This window comes from Acidisoma sibiricum (assembly GCF_057837225.1).
Genome location: NZ_CM174445.1, coordinates 1,544,526 through 1,561,098, shown reverse-complemented (window position 1 = coordinate 1,561,098; position 16,573 = coordinate 1,544,526). Strand labels below are relative to the sequence as shown.

General features: G+C 63.1%; 17 protein-coding genes. 11 read left to right on the top strand and 6 right to left on the bottom strand.

Annotated elements, in window-relative coordinates; genetic code table 11:
* Positions 1-10: 10 nt before the first annotated feature.
* The 5 genes from AC3G7M_RS07530 (at position 11) to AC3G7M_RS07510 (ending at position 6,027) form a co-directional block, all read left to right on the top strand.
* On the top strand, positions 11-469 hold the full coding sequence (locus AC3G7M_RS07530) for a GatB/YqeY domain-containing protein (RefSeq protein WP_489215283.1): 459 nt from the start codon (positions 11-13) through the stop codon (positions 467-469).
* Between the two features lie 9 nt (positions 470-478).
* Complete coding sequence (dnaG, locus tag AC3G7M_RS07525; RefSeq protein WP_489215281.1) at positions 479-2,350, top strand: DNA primase; 1,872 nt, start codon at positions 479-481, stop codon at positions 2,348-2,350.
* Between the two features lie 73 nt (positions 2,351-2,423).
* Positions 2,424-4,370, top strand: coding sequence for an RNA polymerase sigma factor RpoD (rpoD, locus tag AC3G7M_RS07520; RefSeq protein WP_489215993.1), 1,947 nt, complete (start codon positions 2,424-2,426; stop codon positions 4,368-4,370).
* A 59-nt stretch (positions 4,371-4,429) separates the two neighbouring features.
* Entirely contained in the window at positions 4,430-4,978 is a 549-nt protein-coding gene (locus tag AC3G7M_RS07515) for a GNAT family N-acetyltransferase (RefSeq protein WP_489215279.1), read from the top strand.
* 8 nt (positions 4,979-4,986) lie between these two features.
* Complete coding sequence (locus AC3G7M_RS07510; protein WP_489215277.1) at positions 4,987-6,027, top strand: glycosyltransferase family 4 protein; 1,041 nt, start codon at positions 4,987-4,989, stop codon at positions 6,025-6,027.
* A 140-nt stretch (positions 6,028-6,167) separates the two neighbouring features.
* Here the strand turns inward: AC3G7M_RS07510 and AC3G7M_RS07505 are convergent, their stop codons facing one another.
* Entirely contained in the window at positions 6,168-7,100 is a 933-nt protein-coding gene (locus tag AC3G7M_RS07505) for a hypothetical protein (protein WP_489215276.1), read from the bottom strand.
* Positions 7,101-7,740: 640 nt separating this feature from the next.
* A complete protein-coding gene (locus AC3G7M_RS07500) occupies positions 7,741-7,947 on the bottom strand; it encodes a hypothetical protein (RefSeq protein ID WP_489215274.1) in 207 nt (68 codons plus the stop codon).
* Between the two features lie 63 nt (positions 7,948-8,010).
* Here AC3G7M_RS07500 and AC3G7M_RS07495 point away from each other — a divergent pair, with 63 nt between their 5' ends.
* Genes AC3G7M_RS07495 through AC3G7M_RS07485 form a run of 3 tightly spaced genes read left to right on the top strand, consistent with a single transcriptional unit; the run spans position 8,011 to position 10,490 of the window.
* Positions 8,011-8,526 carry a UPF0262 family protein gene (locus tag AC3G7M_RS07495; protein WP_489215273.1) on the top strand — a complete coding sequence of 172 codons (516 nt, stop codon included), beginning with the start codon at positions 8,011-8,013 and terminating at the stop codon, positions 8,524-8,526.
* Positions 8,523-9,608, top strand: a complete 1,086-nt coding sequence (mtnA, locus tag AC3G7M_RS07490) for an S-methyl-5-thioribose-1-phosphate isomerase (RefSeq protein WP_489215271.1) — start codon at positions 8,523-8,525, stop codon at positions 9,606-9,608. The genes AC3G7M_RS07495 and mtnA overlap by 4 nt, the downstream gene beginning before the upstream one ends.
* Before the next feature lie 15 nt (positions 9,609-9,623).
* Positions 9,624-10,490: a DUF2272 domain-containing protein gene (locus AC3G7M_RS07485; RefSeq protein WP_489215270.1), complete on the top strand. Its 867-nt coding sequence runs from the start codon at positions 9,624-9,626 to the stop codon at positions 10,488-10,490.
* A gap of 39 nt (positions 10,491-10,529) precedes the next feature.
* On the opposite strand, the gene AC3G7M_RS07480 is transcribed toward AC3G7M_RS07485, so the two are convergent.
* The gene (locus AC3G7M_RS07480; RefSeq protein WP_489215268.1) at positions 10,530-11,075 is read right to left on the bottom strand and encodes an ester cyclase; all 546 of its coding nucleotides are present in this window, start codon (positions 11,073-11,075) and stop codon (positions 10,530-10,532) included.
* Positions 11,076-11,098: 23 nt separating this feature from the next.
* A complete protein-coding gene (locus AC3G7M_RS07475; protein ID WP_489215266.1) occupies positions 11,099-11,509 on the bottom strand; it encodes a rhodanese-like domain-containing protein in 411 nt (136 codons plus the stop codon).
* A 75-nt stretch (positions 11,510-11,584) separates the two neighbouring features.
* On the opposite strand from AC3G7M_RS07475, the gene AC3G7M_RS07470 reads away from it, so the two are divergent.
* The 3 genes from AC3G7M_RS07470 to AC3G7M_RS07460 are packed head-to-tail and all read left to right on the top strand — an operon-like array spanning position 11,585 to position 14,979.
* Positions 11,585-12,574: a cysteine synthase A gene (locus tag AC3G7M_RS07470; RefSeq protein WP_489215264.1), complete on the top strand. Its 990-nt coding sequence runs from the start codon at positions 11,585-11,587 to the stop codon at positions 12,572-12,574.
* A gap of 45 nt (positions 12,575-12,619) precedes the next feature.
* Positions 12,620-13,798 carry an AI-2E family transporter gene (locus AC3G7M_RS07465; RefSeq protein ID WP_489215262.1) on the top strand — a complete coding sequence of 393 codons (1,179 nt, stop codon included), beginning with the start codon at positions 12,620-12,622 and terminating at the stop codon, positions 13,796-13,798.
* Positions 13,795-14,979, top strand: coding sequence for a BaiN/RdsA family NAD(P)/FAD-dependent oxidoreductase (locus tag AC3G7M_RS07460; RefSeq protein WP_489215260.1), 1,185 nt, complete (start codon positions 13,795-13,797; stop codon positions 14,977-14,979). The genes AC3G7M_RS07465 and AC3G7M_RS07460 overlap by 4 nt, the downstream gene beginning before the upstream one ends.
* Positions 14,980-15,057: 78 nt before the next feature.
* Here the strand turns inward: AC3G7M_RS07460 and AC3G7M_RS07455 are convergent, their stop codons facing one another.
* Positions 15,058-15,657 (bottom strand): nitroreductase family protein, encoded by a 600-nt coding sequence (locus tag AC3G7M_RS07455; RefSeq protein ID WP_489215258.1) that lies wholly within the window; start codon positions 15,655-15,657, stop codon positions 15,058-15,060.
* Between the two features lie 26 nt (positions 15,658-15,683).
* Entirely contained in the window at positions 15,684-16,442 is a 759-nt protein-coding gene (gene olsC / locus AC3G7M_RS07450; RefSeq protein WP_489215256.1) for an ornithine lipid ester-linked acyl 2-hydroxylase OlsC, read from the bottom strand.
* Positions 16,443-16,573: the final 131 nt, after the last annotated feature.

Sequence of the window (16,573 nt, the reverse complement as noted above, 5' to 3'; positions counted from 1 at the left end):
AGGGCAGACTATGAGCATTCGAGACGACATCACCGCGGCCATGAAAACAGCCATGAAGGCTGGCGATAGCGGGCGGCTTTCCGCCGTCCGGCTGATCATGGCCAAGCTCAAGGATGCCGATATCGCCGCCCGGCCCAAGGGCGTCGAGCGTATTGCCGATGACGAGGTGCTGGCTCTGCTGCGCGGCATGATCAAGCCGCGGCGCGAGGCGATCGAGCTGTATGAAAAGGGTAACCGCCCGGAACTCGCCGCCAAGGAACAGGCGGAGATCGAGGTCATCGAAGGCTTCCTGCCCCGCGCCTTGAACGAAGAGGAAATGCAGGCGGCCGTGAAGGACGCCGTGGCAGAGACCGGGGCTGCCGGCGTCAAGGACATGGGGCGCGTCATGGCCGTGCTGAAGACGAAATACGGTGCGGCCCTGGACATGGCCCGCATCGGGGCGATTGTGAAACTGGCCCTCGCAGGTTAACCACAGGGCATGGCGCTTCCCCCCTCCTTCCTCGATGAGCTGCGGGCGCGTACGCCCCTGGCACCGCTCATCGGGCGGCGGGTGAAGCTGACCCGCTCGAGCCGGGACTGGAAGGGCTGCTGCCCTTTCCATAACGAGAAGTCGCCGTCCTTCTATGTCTATGCCGACCACTACCATTGCTTTGGCTGCGGCGTGCATGGCGATGCCATCAGCTTCGTCATGCAGACGCAGAATGCCGGCTTCATGGAGGCCATCGAGCAACTGGCGGCCGAGGCCGGCATGGATGTGCCCCGCCCCTCGCCGGAAGCGGCCGCGGCTGAAAAGCAGCGCGCCGATCTCAATGACATTCTGGCGGCCGCCGGACGCTTCTTTGAAGACCAGCTGGCAGGACCGAATGGCCGCGAAGCGCGGGACTATCTAAACCGCCGCGGCTTGAGCGCGGAAACCATCCGCCGCTTCGGCCTCGGTTTTTCCGGCTCCGGCCGCGGCGCACTGGCGGCGGAATTCGCCCGCGCCGGAATCGACATGCAGCGGCTGGTGGAAGCCGGGCTGATGAAGCAGATGGAAGACGGCCGCCTGGTCGATTTTTTCTTCAACCGCGTGATGTTTCCCATCCGCGATGCCCGCGGCCGGCCGATCAGCTTCGGCGGCCGCATCATGGGTGACGGGCAGCCCAAATATCTGAACGGACCGGAGACCGCCCTCTTCTCCAAGCGCCGCACCCTCTACGGCCTCGACCTCGCGCGGGCCGATATCGCCAACAACCGGCGGCAGGGGCAAGGGGCGGCCCAGAGCCTTCTCGTGGTCGAAGGCTATATGGATGTCATCGCCCTGTCCCAAGCCGGTTTTCCAGCCGTCGCCCCCTTGGGCACTGCCATTACCGCGGAACAGGTGGAGGCGATCTGGCAATATCATGACCGGCCGGTCTTCTGCTTCGACGGTGACGCCGCCGGCAGGCGAGCGGGCCGGCGGGTCATCGACCTCGCTTTGCCGCTGCTGACCCCCGATCATGGCCTGGGCATCGCCATTCTACCCCAGGGCGAGGACCCGGACAGTATCGTCACCAAGCGGGGCCGCCAGGGCATGGCCGAGGCGCTGCAGAAGGACGATCTCACCGCCGCCATCTATGATCTGGTGAAGGACGAGATTCAGCCCAGCACGCCGGATACTTGGGCGAAGTTCCGCGACAAGCTGGACGAGGCCGCCAATGCCATCGCCCAGAAGACCATCTCAAGCACCTATTGGGGCGTCTTGCGGGATCGCTGGAAGGATGAGTGGTTCGCCTTCCGCTCAGGCGGGCGCAACCGCAGCCAGCAGCCCTGGGCGCCCGGTCGAAGCTTTACGCCGGGCGGCCGTCGTGGCGATCGGCGGCCGGAATTCCCGCCCGTGGCTTTGCCGCCGCGGCCCAATATCCAGACCGATACCCAGGCCGCCGAGCGGGCCCGCGTGCTGCTGGCCATTCTTCTCACCCACCCGGCACTGCTTCCCGACCTGGAAGAGCCCTTTGGCATGCTTGACCTGCCCCCTCCCCTCACGCGGCTGCGCGATGCTCTGGCCGCATGGTTGGATGGGCAGCCCGAGCTTGACAGAGAGGCGTTGAACGCCCATCTCCGCCGGCTCGGATATGATGGGGATGTGTCTGCCGTGCTGGAAGCGCGGCATCTGCCGGCAAGCGCAATGCCGAACGCATCCCTCACAGAAGCGGCGTCGAGTTGGTGGCAGATTTACGGCTTTATGCGACAATCGCAGTTGGAAGAAGAGGTCGCTGCCAAGCAGCGCCAGTTCAGCCAAACCCAAGACGCCGAGACAGAGCGCCAATTGGTCGCCCTCACCGAAGCGCTCCAGCGACTGAAGTCGGGCGACATGGACAGCATTCAATGAGACGTGACGGAATTTTGCCTCGATGTCGAGGCATGGCTATGACGAGCGGACCCACGGCGAAGAGGTGTAGATGATGGCAACGAAGCCTACGACAACGGCTGAGGCACCCGCGCCCGACTCTGATTCCGAAACGACCCTCGATACCCAGTCCGGTGCCGTAAAGCGCCTGATTTCCAAGGGTAAAGAGCGCGGATATATCACCTTCGACGAGCTTAATGCCGTTCTCCCGCCGGAGCAGAACAGCTCCGAGCAGATCGAGGATGTGATGTCCATGCTCAGCGAAATGGGCATCCAGGTCATCGAGAGCGAAGAGGGCGAGGAAACCGAAAGCGTCGCCGCCAAGCCGCTCGATGCCGAGGAAGAGGAAGGCGCCGAGCCAGCCGGCAATATCAATGCCGAAAGCGCGGGCCGCACCGATGACCCGGTGCGCATGTATCTGCGCGAAATGGGCAGCGTCGAGCTGCTCTCGCGCGAGGGCGAAATCGCCATCGCCAAGCGCATCGAAGCCGGGCGCGACATGATGATCGGCGGCCTCTGCGAGAGCCCGCTCACCTTCCGCGCCATCGTCGGCTGGCACGAGGCGTTGAAGGACGGAAAGATTCTGCTGCGCGAGGTCATCGATCTCGAAGCGACCCAGGGCATGGGCAACCCGCCCGCCGAAGGCGAGACTGAGGGCGAAGAAGGTGAGCCGGCACCCCCGCCGGCCTTCGATGCGGCCGAAGAGGCGGACGAAGAGGAAGGCGAAGGCAGCAACCTCTCGCTCTCGGCCCTTGAAGAGAAGCTGAAGCCTGAGACGCTGGCGACTTTTGAGGAGATTGAGACCCTCTACAAGAAGCTGCATAAGGTTCAGCACAAGCGGCTCGAATCGATCACGAGCGGCGAGGAAATGAACCTCCGCTCCGAAAAAAGCTATGCCAAGCAGCGCGAAGAGCTGGTTGCGAAGGTGCGGCAGGTGCGCCTGCACAACAATCGCATCGAGGAGCTGGTGCTGCAGTTCAAGCAGCTCAATCAGCGGCTCACCGCCCTTGAGGGGCAGCTTCTGCGTCTTGCCGAATCCTGCAAGGTGCCGCGCGATGATTTTCTGCGCGAATATCGCGGCAACGAACTCGATCCGAATTGGGTCGAGCGCGTCGGCACTCTGAAGGGCAAGGGCTGGCAGCTTTTCATCCTGAAGCACACCGAACAGATCATCGAACTGCGCAGCCAGATTGGCGTCATTGCCAGTGACGCGAGCCTGCCGATCGAGGAATTCCGCCGCGTCTACATGACCGTCAGCCGCGGCGAACGGGACAGTGCGCGCGCCAAGAAAGAGATGATCGAGGCCAATCTCCGCCTCGTCATCTCAATCGCCAAGAAATACACCAATCGCGGCCTGCAGTTCCTGGATCTTATCCAGGAGGGCAATATCGGCCTGATGAAGGCGGTCGATAAGTTTGAATATCGCCGTGGCTATAAGTTCAGCACCTACGCGACCTGGTGGATCAGACAGGCGATCACGCGCTCGATCGCCGATCAGGCACGCACCATCCGCATTCCGGTGCATATGATCGAGACGATCAACAAGCTCGTGCGCACCTCACGCCAGATGCTGCATGAGATCGGCCGTGAGCCTGCGCCTGAGGAGCTGGCTGAAAAGCTCGGCATGCCGCTCGAAAAGGTGCGTAAGGTGCTGAAGATCGCCAAGGAGCCGATCAGCCTGGAGACGCCGATCGGCGACGAGGAGGACAGCCATCTCGGTGACTTCATCGAGGACAAGAACGCCGTCATTCCGCTCGACGCAGCGATCCAGGCCAATCTGCGTGAAGCGACGACACGGGTGCTGTCCAGCCTGACCCCGCGTGAAGAACGCGTGTTGCGCATGCGTTTCGGCATCGGCATGAACACCGATCACACGCTGGAAGAGGTCGGTCAGCAGTTCAATGTGACGCGAGAGCGTATCCGGCAGATCGAGGCCAAGGCATTGCGCAAGCTGAAGCACCCCAGCCGCAGCCGCAAGCTCCGCAGCTTCCTGGACGACTGATGGTGCTGGGCGGAATGTTGGGCAAGGCGCGGGGTAACGGGTCTCGGGAGCATGATGCCGTGACGCGGGTGAGCGTCACGGTAACCTTCCTTAAAATGCTCGAACGCCCAACCGAGCCCGCACCCAAATTGCCGGGCAATGCTGTCGTCCGGCAGTGGCGAGCGCCCAACAATGACGCCTATCGCGAGCTGCAGACGAAAGTCGGCCATCCCTATCTCTGGTGGCTGCGCCGGGTGATGCCCGACGCCGAATTGGCGGCCATCCTGCGCAACCCGCAGCTTGCCATCTATATGCTCTATCTCGATGACGAGCCGGCTGGCTTTTACGAGCTCGATGCCGGCCATTGGCCCTTCATCAACCTCAATTACTTTGGCCTTATGCCGCATGCGATCGGCCGTGGCCTGGGCCACGCCTTTCTGCGCCACGCGATCGACAATGCCTGGTCCGGTCCTATCCGCGGCATGACGGTCAATACTTGCACGGCGGACCACCCGCGCGCGCTTCCCGCCTATGAGCGCACAGGCTTCCGTCGTACCCGCGCCATCAAGGAAGTCTGGTCCATCCCGGACAGGCTTGGTTTTGCCATTCCCGATCATCTCAAGGTCTGAACCTGCCGATGGCTGTCACTTGGTTTGTGCCAGGCAATTATCCGCCGACGACCGGCGCGATCGTCTTCGACACCAAACTTGGCGCAGAGCTTGCCGCCAGCGGCCGTGATGTCTCCTTCGTGCCGATCGGCGGTCACCACCCCTGGCCCGACGATCAAGCGCGCCAGAGCGCGGCATCCAGCCTGGCAGCCGCGCGTGTCTCCGGCGATCGCATCGTCATCGACGGTTTCTGCCTGTACGCCTTTGCTGATCTGGCAGCGGAACTGCAGGCGGCGGATGCCATCGGCATGATCCATCACCCGATGTCCTTCGAGCCGCATCTCAATATCGGGCAGCGCGAATTTTACGCTGCGGCCGAGGCCCGGCTGCTGCCATTGCTCGCCCGGATCGCCGTGCCAAGTGACACTGTCGCAGCCCAGATTGCGACCCTGCCGGGCCTCGACGCGGCGCGTGTGACCATCATCACGCCGGGCCTGCCCGACGCGCCGCGCAGCACGGGCTCAGAAGGCCCTGGCTGCCATCTTCTGGCCATTGCCAGCCTCATTCCCCGCAAGGGCTTTGAGACCGTGCTGCGGGCCCTGCAGCCGCTACAGGACCTGGATTGGCACCTCACCATCTGCGGCGATCAGACCATCGACCCCGCGCATAGCGCCGCACTCCATGCGCAGGCAGCCGCACCTGGCCTCGCCGGGCGCGTCACCTTTACTGGCCCATGCGCGCCCTTACCATTCGAGGCGCTGTGGCAGAGCGCCGATATCTTTGTCTCCGGCAGCAGCTACGAAGGCTATGGCATGGCGGTGGCGGAAGCGGTGCGCCGAGGTCTGCCGCTTGCGGTGACGCGGGGTGCGGCAGCACCCGCGATCATCCCCGAAGGCGCCAGCGTCATCGTGGAGCCTGGCGATGCCATCCAGCTATCGAAAGGCCTGCGCCGGCTGATTTTCGACCCGGCCGCCCGTCGTGTCTTAAGTGATGCGGCATGGGAGGCGGGCCGCGCCCTGCCCAGCTGGACCGCCCAGGCAAAGCACTTCGCGTCGCTCCTGGATCATTGATCCCAGCCCTTAAGGCTAGAGCACATGCCCCCCGAGCACCGCGCGGTGGCGAGGTGATTGCACAAATGAAAAGTCCCAAAACAAAATTGGCCGGCCGATAACGAAATCGGCCGGCCAATAGGGTGCTTCGGAAAAGCCGATTACTCGCTATCGGTTTCCGAAACCGGGGTCTCGACGGAGTCCGTCACCGGGGTTTCGACCGCCGCAGGCACGACTTCCTTCGCCTTACGCGGGCGGCGGATCTTCTTCTCGGCAACCGGCGGCAGGACCGGCTTTTCGACGGCCGGCGTCACCACTGCCGGGCGACGGCCACGCGTAGCCTTTGCAACCGGAGTCTTCACCTTGCGGGTAGTCGCCGGCTTGCGCACAGCGGCGGTGCGCGCGCTGGTCGCGGTCTTGCGAGCGGCAACCGGTGTGCGCGTGGCGGCCGCGGCCTTGCGCGTCGTTGCTGCCGGCTTGCGGGTCGCGGCGGGCTTACGGGTCGCAACGGGCGTCTTGCGCGCGGTGCTCGCCGTCTTGCGGGCCGGCGTTGCCTTCGCAGCCGGGATACGCTTCACGGTCTTGGCCGCGGACTTCGTGGCGCGGACGGGCGCCTTCGCGGTCTTCGTCGTCTTGGCGGCGACCTTGGTGGCGCGGACAGGCGCCTTCGCGGTCTTCGTCGTCTTGGCAGCGACCTTCGTGGCGCGGACAGGCGCCTTCGCGGTCTTCGTCGTCTTGGCAGCGACCTTGGTGGCGCGGACAGGCGCCTTCGCGGTCTTCGTCGTCTTGGCAGCGACCTTGGTGGCGCGGACGGGCGCCTTCACGGTCTTCGTCGTCTTGGCAGCCGCCTTAGTGGCGCGAACCGGCGCCTTCACGGTTTTCGTCGCCTTGGCTGCAACCTTCGTCGCGCGGGCCGGAGCCTTTACGGCCTTCGCCGACTTGGCAGCAGCCGCCTTGGGAGTTGCCGTCTTGCGGGCGGTCGTCGCCTTGGCGGCAACGGCACGCTTGGCAGGCGCACGGCGCGCCGGCGCACGAACGGCGAGAGCCTGGCTGCGCGGCGCAGAACCGGTTTCACCCTGATTGTCGTTACTCAATGTATATCTCCTTTGTCTTGTGTTGCGTTCGATTTCAGGCGGGGAACACCCTGCCCTCACTTTTTCTTCGCAAATGGCACGCATTGCTGTGGCGTTAGGATTGAGCATTCTTCCCACGTCTCGCCTCGGCGGGGATGTCAGTTCTGAACACGGCGGTCCCGGATATGACTGACAAAACGCTCTGCGTGACATGTGCATCCAGCCGATGCGTTACCACCCGATAGCTTAGCCCCCTTCAACCTGCCGACCAGCACGCCCCATTTGCGACTCGCGATTCAGTACGGCTTTTTCGCTATCTCAAGTCTTGAATCAAACTGTCAAGAAAAACGCAATCAAACTAGCTGGGATTTTACAATTTATTTCGTAACGGCAGTGGCTGATATGAGCGGAACCTTAACCAAGACGGATCAACCATCCAACCCGCCACAGAATTCGTCATAGATATAGTCAACAATCTTCTCAGAAATCGGCGATCGCGACGGCACCTCCGTCACCCGGCGGCCCGCTTGGGCCCACCGCAGGGCAGCAGGTCTGCCATTCGCTGTCCATGCGGGTCTTTGCGGGCGCCACCGAAACGCGACCGATCGGTCAGCCACGCCAAAGCCGATTCGTCTGAGATGCGTGACGCACGCGCTCGGCCTCATGCGCTGTCGTCGACAAAGCGCAGCGATGCTTGAAATAAAATGCTATAGGGTCTGGCACGGCGGCCCGCTCTTTGCCGCAGCTTTGCAGCCTGAACCACTTGCGCAGCAGTATCCACACCATGGCCGATCCGGTCTTCGACAACACCCAGGCTTTGCATGCGGCAACGCATGAGGGATGGTTTGAGCGTGGTGAAAATCAGCACGCCTCTCCGACAATGCGGCAGCCCGCAAAGGGCTTGGCTGCAAAGATTGTGTGAGGCGTGAGCATGGCCGCGCCCTCGAACGTGTCTCCCCGTCTTTGTCGCATTGTTCTGAATGACGGCGCTCCAAGCCATCTGCCGCCGATGATGGACGCAGACCGGGCACAGGCCATCGCAGATCTGGAAATGGGCAATTACTTTGCCCCGCGGCATGCCGGGCCAGGGCCCTTCATTCTGAATTTGTCTCTGCGCGAGGGCCGGCTACTTTTCGACATACGCGATCAGTCCCAAAATCCTGTCACGCTCCTCGGCCTTGCACTTGGTCCTTTCCGGCGCCTTATCAAGGATTATGAACTTCTGCTCGACAGCTACGCGACCGCCATGCAGGAAGGGCGGGAGGGACGCATTCAGGCAATCGATATGGGACGGCGCGGATTGCATAACGAAGGCGCAGCACTGGTCATGGCCCGCCTTGCGAGCAAGGTCGAGATTGACCATGACACCGCACGGCGTCTGTTCACGCTCATCACAGTGTTGCATCACCGCGTCACCGGTTCATCAGCGCAAAGTCATACCTCATGAAGATCGACGGCATTTCCTATCGCAGCATCTGGCTGGACGACGACGGCTGGGCCGTTCGCATCATCGACCAGACGAAACTTCCCTGGTCGCTCACCATCCTGCGCATCGCAACGGTCGATGAGATGGCGGAGGCCATCCGCACCATGCGCGTACGCGGAGCGCCGCTGATCGGTGCTTCTGCCGCTTATGGCCTCTGCCTCGCGCTCAGGGTCGATGCATCCTCCGATGCCATGGAGCGGGACGCGGCCATGCTGGCTGCCACGCGGCCGACAGCAGTCAATTTGAAATGGGCCATCGACCGGATGCTGGAACGGCTCCGCAATACCCGCGTCGACGAGCGTGTCGCCGTCGCCTACAGGGAAGCGGCGGCAATTGCCGATGAAGATGTGGCTCAGAACGAGGCCATCGGCCGCTACGGGCTCGAACTCATCCGCGCAGCCCAGCAGCCGGGCAAGCGGGTCAATGTTCTCACGCATTGCAATGCGGGCTGGATCGCGACCGTGGACTGGGGCACGGCCCTTGCCCCCATCTACATGGCGCATAACGAGGGCATCGATGTGCATGTATGGGTCGATGAAACCCGCCCGCGTAACCAGGGTGCGTCGCTGACGGCTTGGGAACTTGGCAGCCACGGCGTGCCGCATACCGTCATCGCGGACAATGCCGGCGGCCATCTCATGCAGCACGGCGACGTCGATCTCGTGATCGTCGGCACCGACCGCGTGACCCGGCGCGGCGACGTCGCCAACAAGATCGGCACCTATCTGAAGGCCCTGGCGGCACATGACAATGCGGTCCCCTTCTGGGTGGCGTTGCCCTCCACCACCATCGACTGGACGATCAGCGATGGCGTGGCGGAGATCCCGATCGAAGAGCGCTCGGCGACCGAGGTGACATTGATGACGGGTCAAACCGCTGATGGCAGCCTGGCCACCATCCAGGTAACGCCCACAGGCAGCGGGGCCGCCAACCCGGCCTTCGACGTGACGCCTGCCCGGCTTGTTACCGGCATGATCACCGAACGCGGGCGCTGTGCGGCAAGTCCCGAAGGGCTGCTGTCGCTCTTCCCCGAATATGCGTGAGGCTTGCGTGCAGGCATGAAGAAAGCGGCTTTTGGTCTGATCCTCAGCGCCGTCGCTCTGACGGCGTGCGCGCATAGCCGGACAAACACCTCGATGCAGGGCGGCTGGGTCTCTCCCCCGTCCCTCTCGTCCTGCACCGCCCAGGCGGATGATGGGCAGGAGCCGCCTTTCATCCGCGATTGCTTCGGCAATTTCGACCGCGCCTCGGCCATCGCCATCGCCTATGCCGAATGGCGGGCCTGGGGCCAGGTCGTCTACGATGGCGATCCGAAGGATGAAGGTCCGGTCGATCCCGACACGAAGGCCGAACGCCAGCCCGGCTTCTGGCAGCGCGTCGGGCTCTATTGGTGGCTCGGCTTGAATGAAAGCAATCCGACCGCGAATTGGACGGGGAAGCATGACGCCTCCGGCATCATCTTCTCACCCGATGTCGATGGCAGCTTCGCCTGGTCTGCCGCCTTCATTTCCTTCGTCATGCGCATGGCCGGCGCCGGTCCGGCCTTTCCCTACGCGGAATCGCACAGCGTCTATATCAACGCCGCGGTCGCAGAGACACAGAGCCATGTCGGTCAATATGCGATCCAGGCTGAGCCACCGAACGGCTATGCCGCAGTGGTAGGCGATCTCATCTGCTTCGGGCGCAACGGCGCGGCCGCCCTAACCTATGCGCAATTGCCCGCCGGTCGCTTCACCGGCCATTGCGGCATCGTCGTCGCGAAAGCGCCCGGCCAGATCAGTGTCATCGGGGGCAATGTCGAAGATGCGGTCGCGCTGACGCATGTCCCCGTGACCGATCAGGGTCTGCTGACACAGCCCGACGGCACCGTGCTCGATACACGCTATCCGTGGCTGGTCGTGATTCGCGTCGCCTACAACCAGTAGACCAGACGCGGCGTCGGCATGGCGGCGCGTCTCAGGCACTCAGATCGGCTGGTCCTGGCTGCTGGCCCAGCGCGCCATCAGCGCATTGCTGGGCAGCGTCTTGTCGGCAACCTTAAGCGCCGTCTCGGCACCGGCTACCGGCAATCCTGCCGGGTCAAGCAGTCCCGTCTGCACAAGCACGCTGGCCTGATCCCAGTAGATATGCTCATGCACCAGCTTGTCGCCCTGGAACTGGACGATGGCGACCGCCGGAATATCAACCTGCCGTCCCGTCGGCGGCACGCCCGGCAACAGCCAGTCGATCTCCGTCGTATGGGTGAAATGCATGATGAATTCGTCAACGATGCGATCCTCGCCGATGGTGCGGCTGATCGAGGTCAGGCGAAAGTCGGGCGGATTGCCACTGATGAAGTGATATTTATAGAACCGCTTCAGCTGGTCATGGCCGACACCGCCGGTCATGGTCGGGATATGATTGACGTAAGGCTCGCTTACCATCGTCGCCATGGTGGCATCGACATCGCGCGTCGCAAATTCGTGACGGCAATGCTCTTCCCATAAAGCGACAAGATCAGGCTTGGTCATTCTGTGTCTCCCGTCACACGGTGCTAGCGCTGGCGCCAGGGCAGCCCCTCGGCCTTCCAGCCGCCCACCTGTCCGCGATGACCCTCTGGATCGAGCGGGCCTTCAAAACCATCGGCCACATTATAGACCTTTGCGAAGCCTGCTGCGGCCGCTGCTTCAGCCGCGGCCAGGCTGCGGGCGCCGCTGCGGCAGATGAAGTAGATCGGCGTCTCCGGCGTCAGCCCCGCTTCGCGGAGGTGCTCAACGAAGCCGCCATTGCGCTGCATCGTCGGATAGAGCTGCCAGGGGATCAGCACGGTCTCTCGACCGATGTCGTGCAGATCCGGGATGCCGACGAAATTCCACTCCGCGTCCGTGCGTACGTCACAGAGCTGCGCCTCCGGGCTGGCCTTGAGCGCCTCCCATGCCTTGCCGGGCTCAACATCTTCGATCATCTGTGTCCTCAATCGGTTAAACTGCCATCAGAAGGCCGCGTGGGGCGGCTGTTGGCAAGGGTCGGAGGTCAGCGAATGACGGCAGCGATTGCAGACGGGCTTATTGGCGCTATCGGCCATACGCCGCTGATTCGGCTGCGCCGCGCGTCGGACGCCACAGGCTGCACTATATTAGGTAAAGCGGAGTTCATGAATCCAGGCGGCTCGGTGAAGGATCGCGCCGGGCTTGCCATCATCACCGATGCCGAAGACAGCGGCCTGCTGCAGCCCGGTGGCGCCATCGTGGAAGGCACCGCCGGCAATACCGGCATCGGCATCACCCTGGTCGCCAATGCGCGCGGTTATCGGTCCATCGTGGTCATGCCGGAGACTCAAAGCCAGGAGAAGATCGATTTCCTGCGCATGATCGGAGCCGACCTGCGTCTGGTCCCCGCCGCACCTTTTCGCGATCCTGGCAACTACGTGCACGTCGCCCGCCGCCTCGCGGAAGAACTGGGCGCAGTCTACGCCAACCAGTTCGACAATCTCGCCAACCGCGCCGGCCATGCGGCCACCACCGGCCCTGAAATATGGGCGCAAACGGGCGGCCGGATCGACGCCTTCACCTGCGCCTGTGGCACCGGCGGCACGCTGGCCGGCGTCGCCGACGCACTGAAGGCGCAACACCCCGGTATTCGCATCGTCCTGGCAGACCCTGATGGCAGCGGCCTGTACGGCTGGGTGAAATCGAACGACCTGTCGATTTCTGGGAGTTCGGTGACGGAAGGCATCGGACAATCGCGCGTGCCCGGCAATCTCGAAGGCGCCGCCATCGACGATGCCGTGCGCATCTCCGACGCTGAGGCGCTGGAACAGGTCTTCGATCTTCTGCAGTATGAAGGGCTTTCGATCGGCGGCTCAGCCGGCATCAATGTCGCCGCCGCCATCCGCGTTGCGCGCGACCTCGGCCCCGGGCATACCATTGTCACGATCCTGTGTGATGGCGGCAGCCGCTATCAATCGAAACTCTTCAACCCCACCTTTCTCAAGAGCCGTGGCCTGCCGACGCCGCCCTGGCTTGGCTGATTGATCTGGCGCCGAAATCTGCCTCCCGACAGCCGGATAACCTGAATGCCCGATACGTCGCCATTGGATGCCGTGAAGCCTGCGGCCGGTACGCCAGAGCTGCCCGCGCGGAAATTGCGCGGTGAACTCGGCCGCGCGCTGGGCATCGCCGTCAGTGATCCGCATCTGCATGATCCGAAGACGCGCGAGATGCCGTTGCCGCGCAATTGGAACACGGTCTTTCTCGGCATCCTGACGATGATCGCCGTGCTCGCCTGCCTTTATGTGGCGCGTGACATCGTACTACCTGTGGTCCTTGCCTTGGTGCTGAAGCTTCTGTTCCAGCCGCTGGTGAAGCTGCTGGAGCGCATTCGCATTCCCAAAGCTGTCGGTGCGCTGGTCTGCATCGTGCTGCTGCTGGGTGTCTTCGTGGGGCTCGGCGCGCTTCTTTCGAGCCCCGCTTCCCGCTGGGCGGCGCAGCTGCCGCAGGCTTGGCCCATGCTGCAGGAACGTTTCGCCGTCGTGCAGCCGACCGTGACGCGACTGCATAATATCCTGTCCGGCATGGGCGTGCATTTCGGCAGTGCGGATTCCTTCCTGTCCCATCCGGTCGGGATGGTCACCGCAGTCTTCAGCGGCACAGGAACGATCGCCTCCAACCTGCTCGAAACGCTCCTGGTTTTGTTCTATCTTCTCGTTTTCGGAGAAACATTTTTGCGGCGGCTGGTGGAAGTTCTGCCGCGCTTCGACGACAAACGCGAAGCCGTTGAGATATCCATGCACATGGAACGTGACCTGTCGGCCTACCTGCTGACGATCACCATTATCAACGCCGTCGTCGGCTGCGCGACCGGCCTTGTCATGTGGATTTGCGGCGTGCCGGGACCGGTGCTGTGGGGTGTGGTCGCCTTCTGCCTCAACTTTGTGCCGATCCTCGGTCCGTTTGTCGGTATTCTGATCTTCCTGGCCGTCGGCATCGTGACCGCAGGCTTCGCATGGATTGCGATCCTGCCGGCGTGCCTGTATTTCGGCATCCATGTCGCGGAAGGCGAAATCATCACGCCTATGCTGCTCGCCAGCCGTTTCACCATCAATCCCGTCGCCGTCATGCTCTCCCTCATCTTCTGGTATTGGATGTGGGGCGTTGCCGGCGCCATTCTTGCGGTGCCAATGCTTGCCATCCTGAAGATCATCTGCGACCGGCTACGCCCCTTCCGTGCGTTCGGGCATCTGCTCGAAGGATGACCCGCAACGAGCGATACGACACCATCGTCATCGGCGCCGGCGCTGCCGGGCTGATGGCGGCGATGACGGCCGGCCAGCGTGGCCGCCATGTGCTGCTGCTGGACCATGGCGAGGTACCGGGCGCTAAAATCCTGATCTCTGGGGGCGGCCGATGCAATTTCACGAACCGCGAAACACCCGCAAACCGCTTCCTGTCCGCCAACCCGCATTTCGCCAAATCTGCTCTCAGCCGCTACAAGCCCGCGGATTTCATCGCGCTCGTCGACCGTCACGGCATCGCCTGGCATGAGAAGACGCTCGGCCAATTGTTCTGTGACGGATCGGCCAGGCAGATCGTGGAGCTGCTACTGGCGGAATGCCAGCAGGCCAGCGTGACACTCCGCCTGAATACGGAGGTGCAGACGATCCGGCATGATGACGGGCTGTTTCAGCTGGGAACTGCAGCCGGCAAAGTCTCTGCCCCTGCCCTCGTCATCGCGACCGGTGGGCTGTCGATCCCGAAACTCGGCGCAACCGGCTTCGCCTATCAGATTGCCGCCCAATTTGGCGTGGCCGTCGTGCGTCCCGAACCCGCTTTGGTGCCGCTTTGCTTCGAGGAGCCGGAACTCGCGCTCATGCGCGGCCTCTCAGGCACAGCCACGGAAATTATCGCCAGCCTCGGCAAAACCGTCTTCCGCGAGGGCATGCTGTTTACCCATCGCGGCCTCTCCGGCCCAGCCATCCTGCAGATGTCCAGCTACCTTCGTCCTGGCGATGCCTTCACGGTCGATCTCCTGCCGGGCCGGGATGCCCGTGCCCTGCTGATCGAGACCAAGCGTCTGCGGCCTCGCATCGCGCTGCGCACGGCGCTGGCTGAGCATCTGCCGCAGCGCCTGGCCCATGCCCTGGCCCCGGATGAGCAGGCGCCACCGATCGGAGACACCAGCGACAAAGTTCTGACCGCGCTATCGGAACGGGTTCAGCGATGGCATCTGGCCCCCGCGGGCACGGAGGGCTTCGCCAAGGCCGAGGTCACGCGCGGCGGCATCGATACCGCCGGTCTGTCCTCAAAAACGATGGAAGTGACCGCCGTGCCCGGACTCTATTTCATCGGCGAAGCGGTAGACGTCACCGGCTGGCTGGGTGGCTATAATTTTCAATGGGCCTGGGCCAGCGGCTTCGCTGCCGGCCAGGCGGTCTGAGCGCTGATCTCTTAGAGAGCGGCGGATCGCCGCGAACCGGCAAGGCGCGAAGGCCTCGCCGGTCGGTTGAGGCTTTGATTACGCGCGGAAATTGCCTTCGTAGGCGAAGTCGGTGATCGGCTTGCGCGGGCTGGGCTGCTCGCGGCCCTGCAGATACTCCGGCAAAATCGACTTGTCGCCGAGGCGACCGATCGCGACTGCCGCTTCCACGCGATAGCCGGCGGGTAGGCCAAGATCGCTGAAGGCGGCCGGAATATCGAAACCGACCATCGCATGGGCATGCCAGCCGAGCTTGGCACCCTGCAATGCTAAGGAGCCCCAGGCGGCGCCCGCGTCAAAGGAATGGCTATGCGAAGGCACGGCCTTCTCGGCACCCGGTGGCAGCATGGTGGAATTGGAGGCAATTATCACCAGCGCGCCGGCGCGCTTCGCCCAGGACTGGTTGAACTCATTCAGCAGACCGAACAGCTTGTCCCAGTTCGGGGAGCTGCGGCGGGCGTAGATGAACACCCAGGGCTGGGAATTGTAGGAGGACGGCGCCCAGCGCGCCGCTTCAAACATGGAAAACAGATCGGCTTCGGGAATCTCTTCCTCGGTAAAGGCGCGCGGCGACCAGCGGTCCAGGAAGACCTCGTCAATCTCGTGGTCAGCAGTGCGGAAATTGGCACTTTTTGTCATGGTTCATCCTTCTCCGAAAACCGCGTTCAATGCTTCGCGGCGGTGTTTCTCAGGGCCTCGGCCTCTGCATAGAACTTCTTCTCCCACTCATTGTGGTTATCCGCGCCTTCTTTGATGAAGGGCGTGAAGATGGCGATGCGCAGCAGGGCGGCGTTGATGAGATTGGCTGGGAAGCGCAGCGGCTTGTTGAAATCGACGAAGAGTACGACCCGCGTCTCGTCCGAATGGTTCCAGGCCTCATGCTCGAAGGCGTCGTCGAAGATCAGCGCGCGGCCTTCCTGCCAGTTGCAGATCTGGCGATCGACGCGGATCGCGATCTTGTCGGGGTGATTGGGCACGATCAGGCCGAGGTGGAAGCGCAGCACGCCATTATAGGGCCCACGATGAGCAGGCAGATGCTTGCCCGGCTCGAAGATCGAGAACATCGCCGTCTGCAGACCGGGGATTTTTTGCACGATGCGCCAGGTTTCCGGGCACATCTGGGTGTTCTTTTCAGAGGTCAGGCCGTAGCCCGTCAGAAAGAAGGTCTTCCATCCGGCATCGGTGCTGATGGTGGAGACATCGGTCGAGATATCATGAAAGCTCGGCAGATCCGCCTTGCGGAGGAGAAGCCGGTCAAGCTCCGCCCGGATCAGATGCCATTCCTTCTCGACCTCGGCCGCCCAGGGAAAGGTCGCATTCTGATAAACGGGCGGATTGCCAAGCGTGGCACAGCGGAGGTTGAGCGCCTCCACCCAGGAGACCAGCTTCATCACCACCCGTGTGGTCAAGCTCGGGCGGCCCATAGGCTTAATTCCGGCGGTCCCGAAATTCTGTTTGGTGTCTTGCGCATCGCCAGGCGCCGCAGCGCCGGCTTGGGGGTTTGTGATTGTATCCATCGCTCGATCTCCGCAGGCTCGGCAGCCACTCCCGTCCG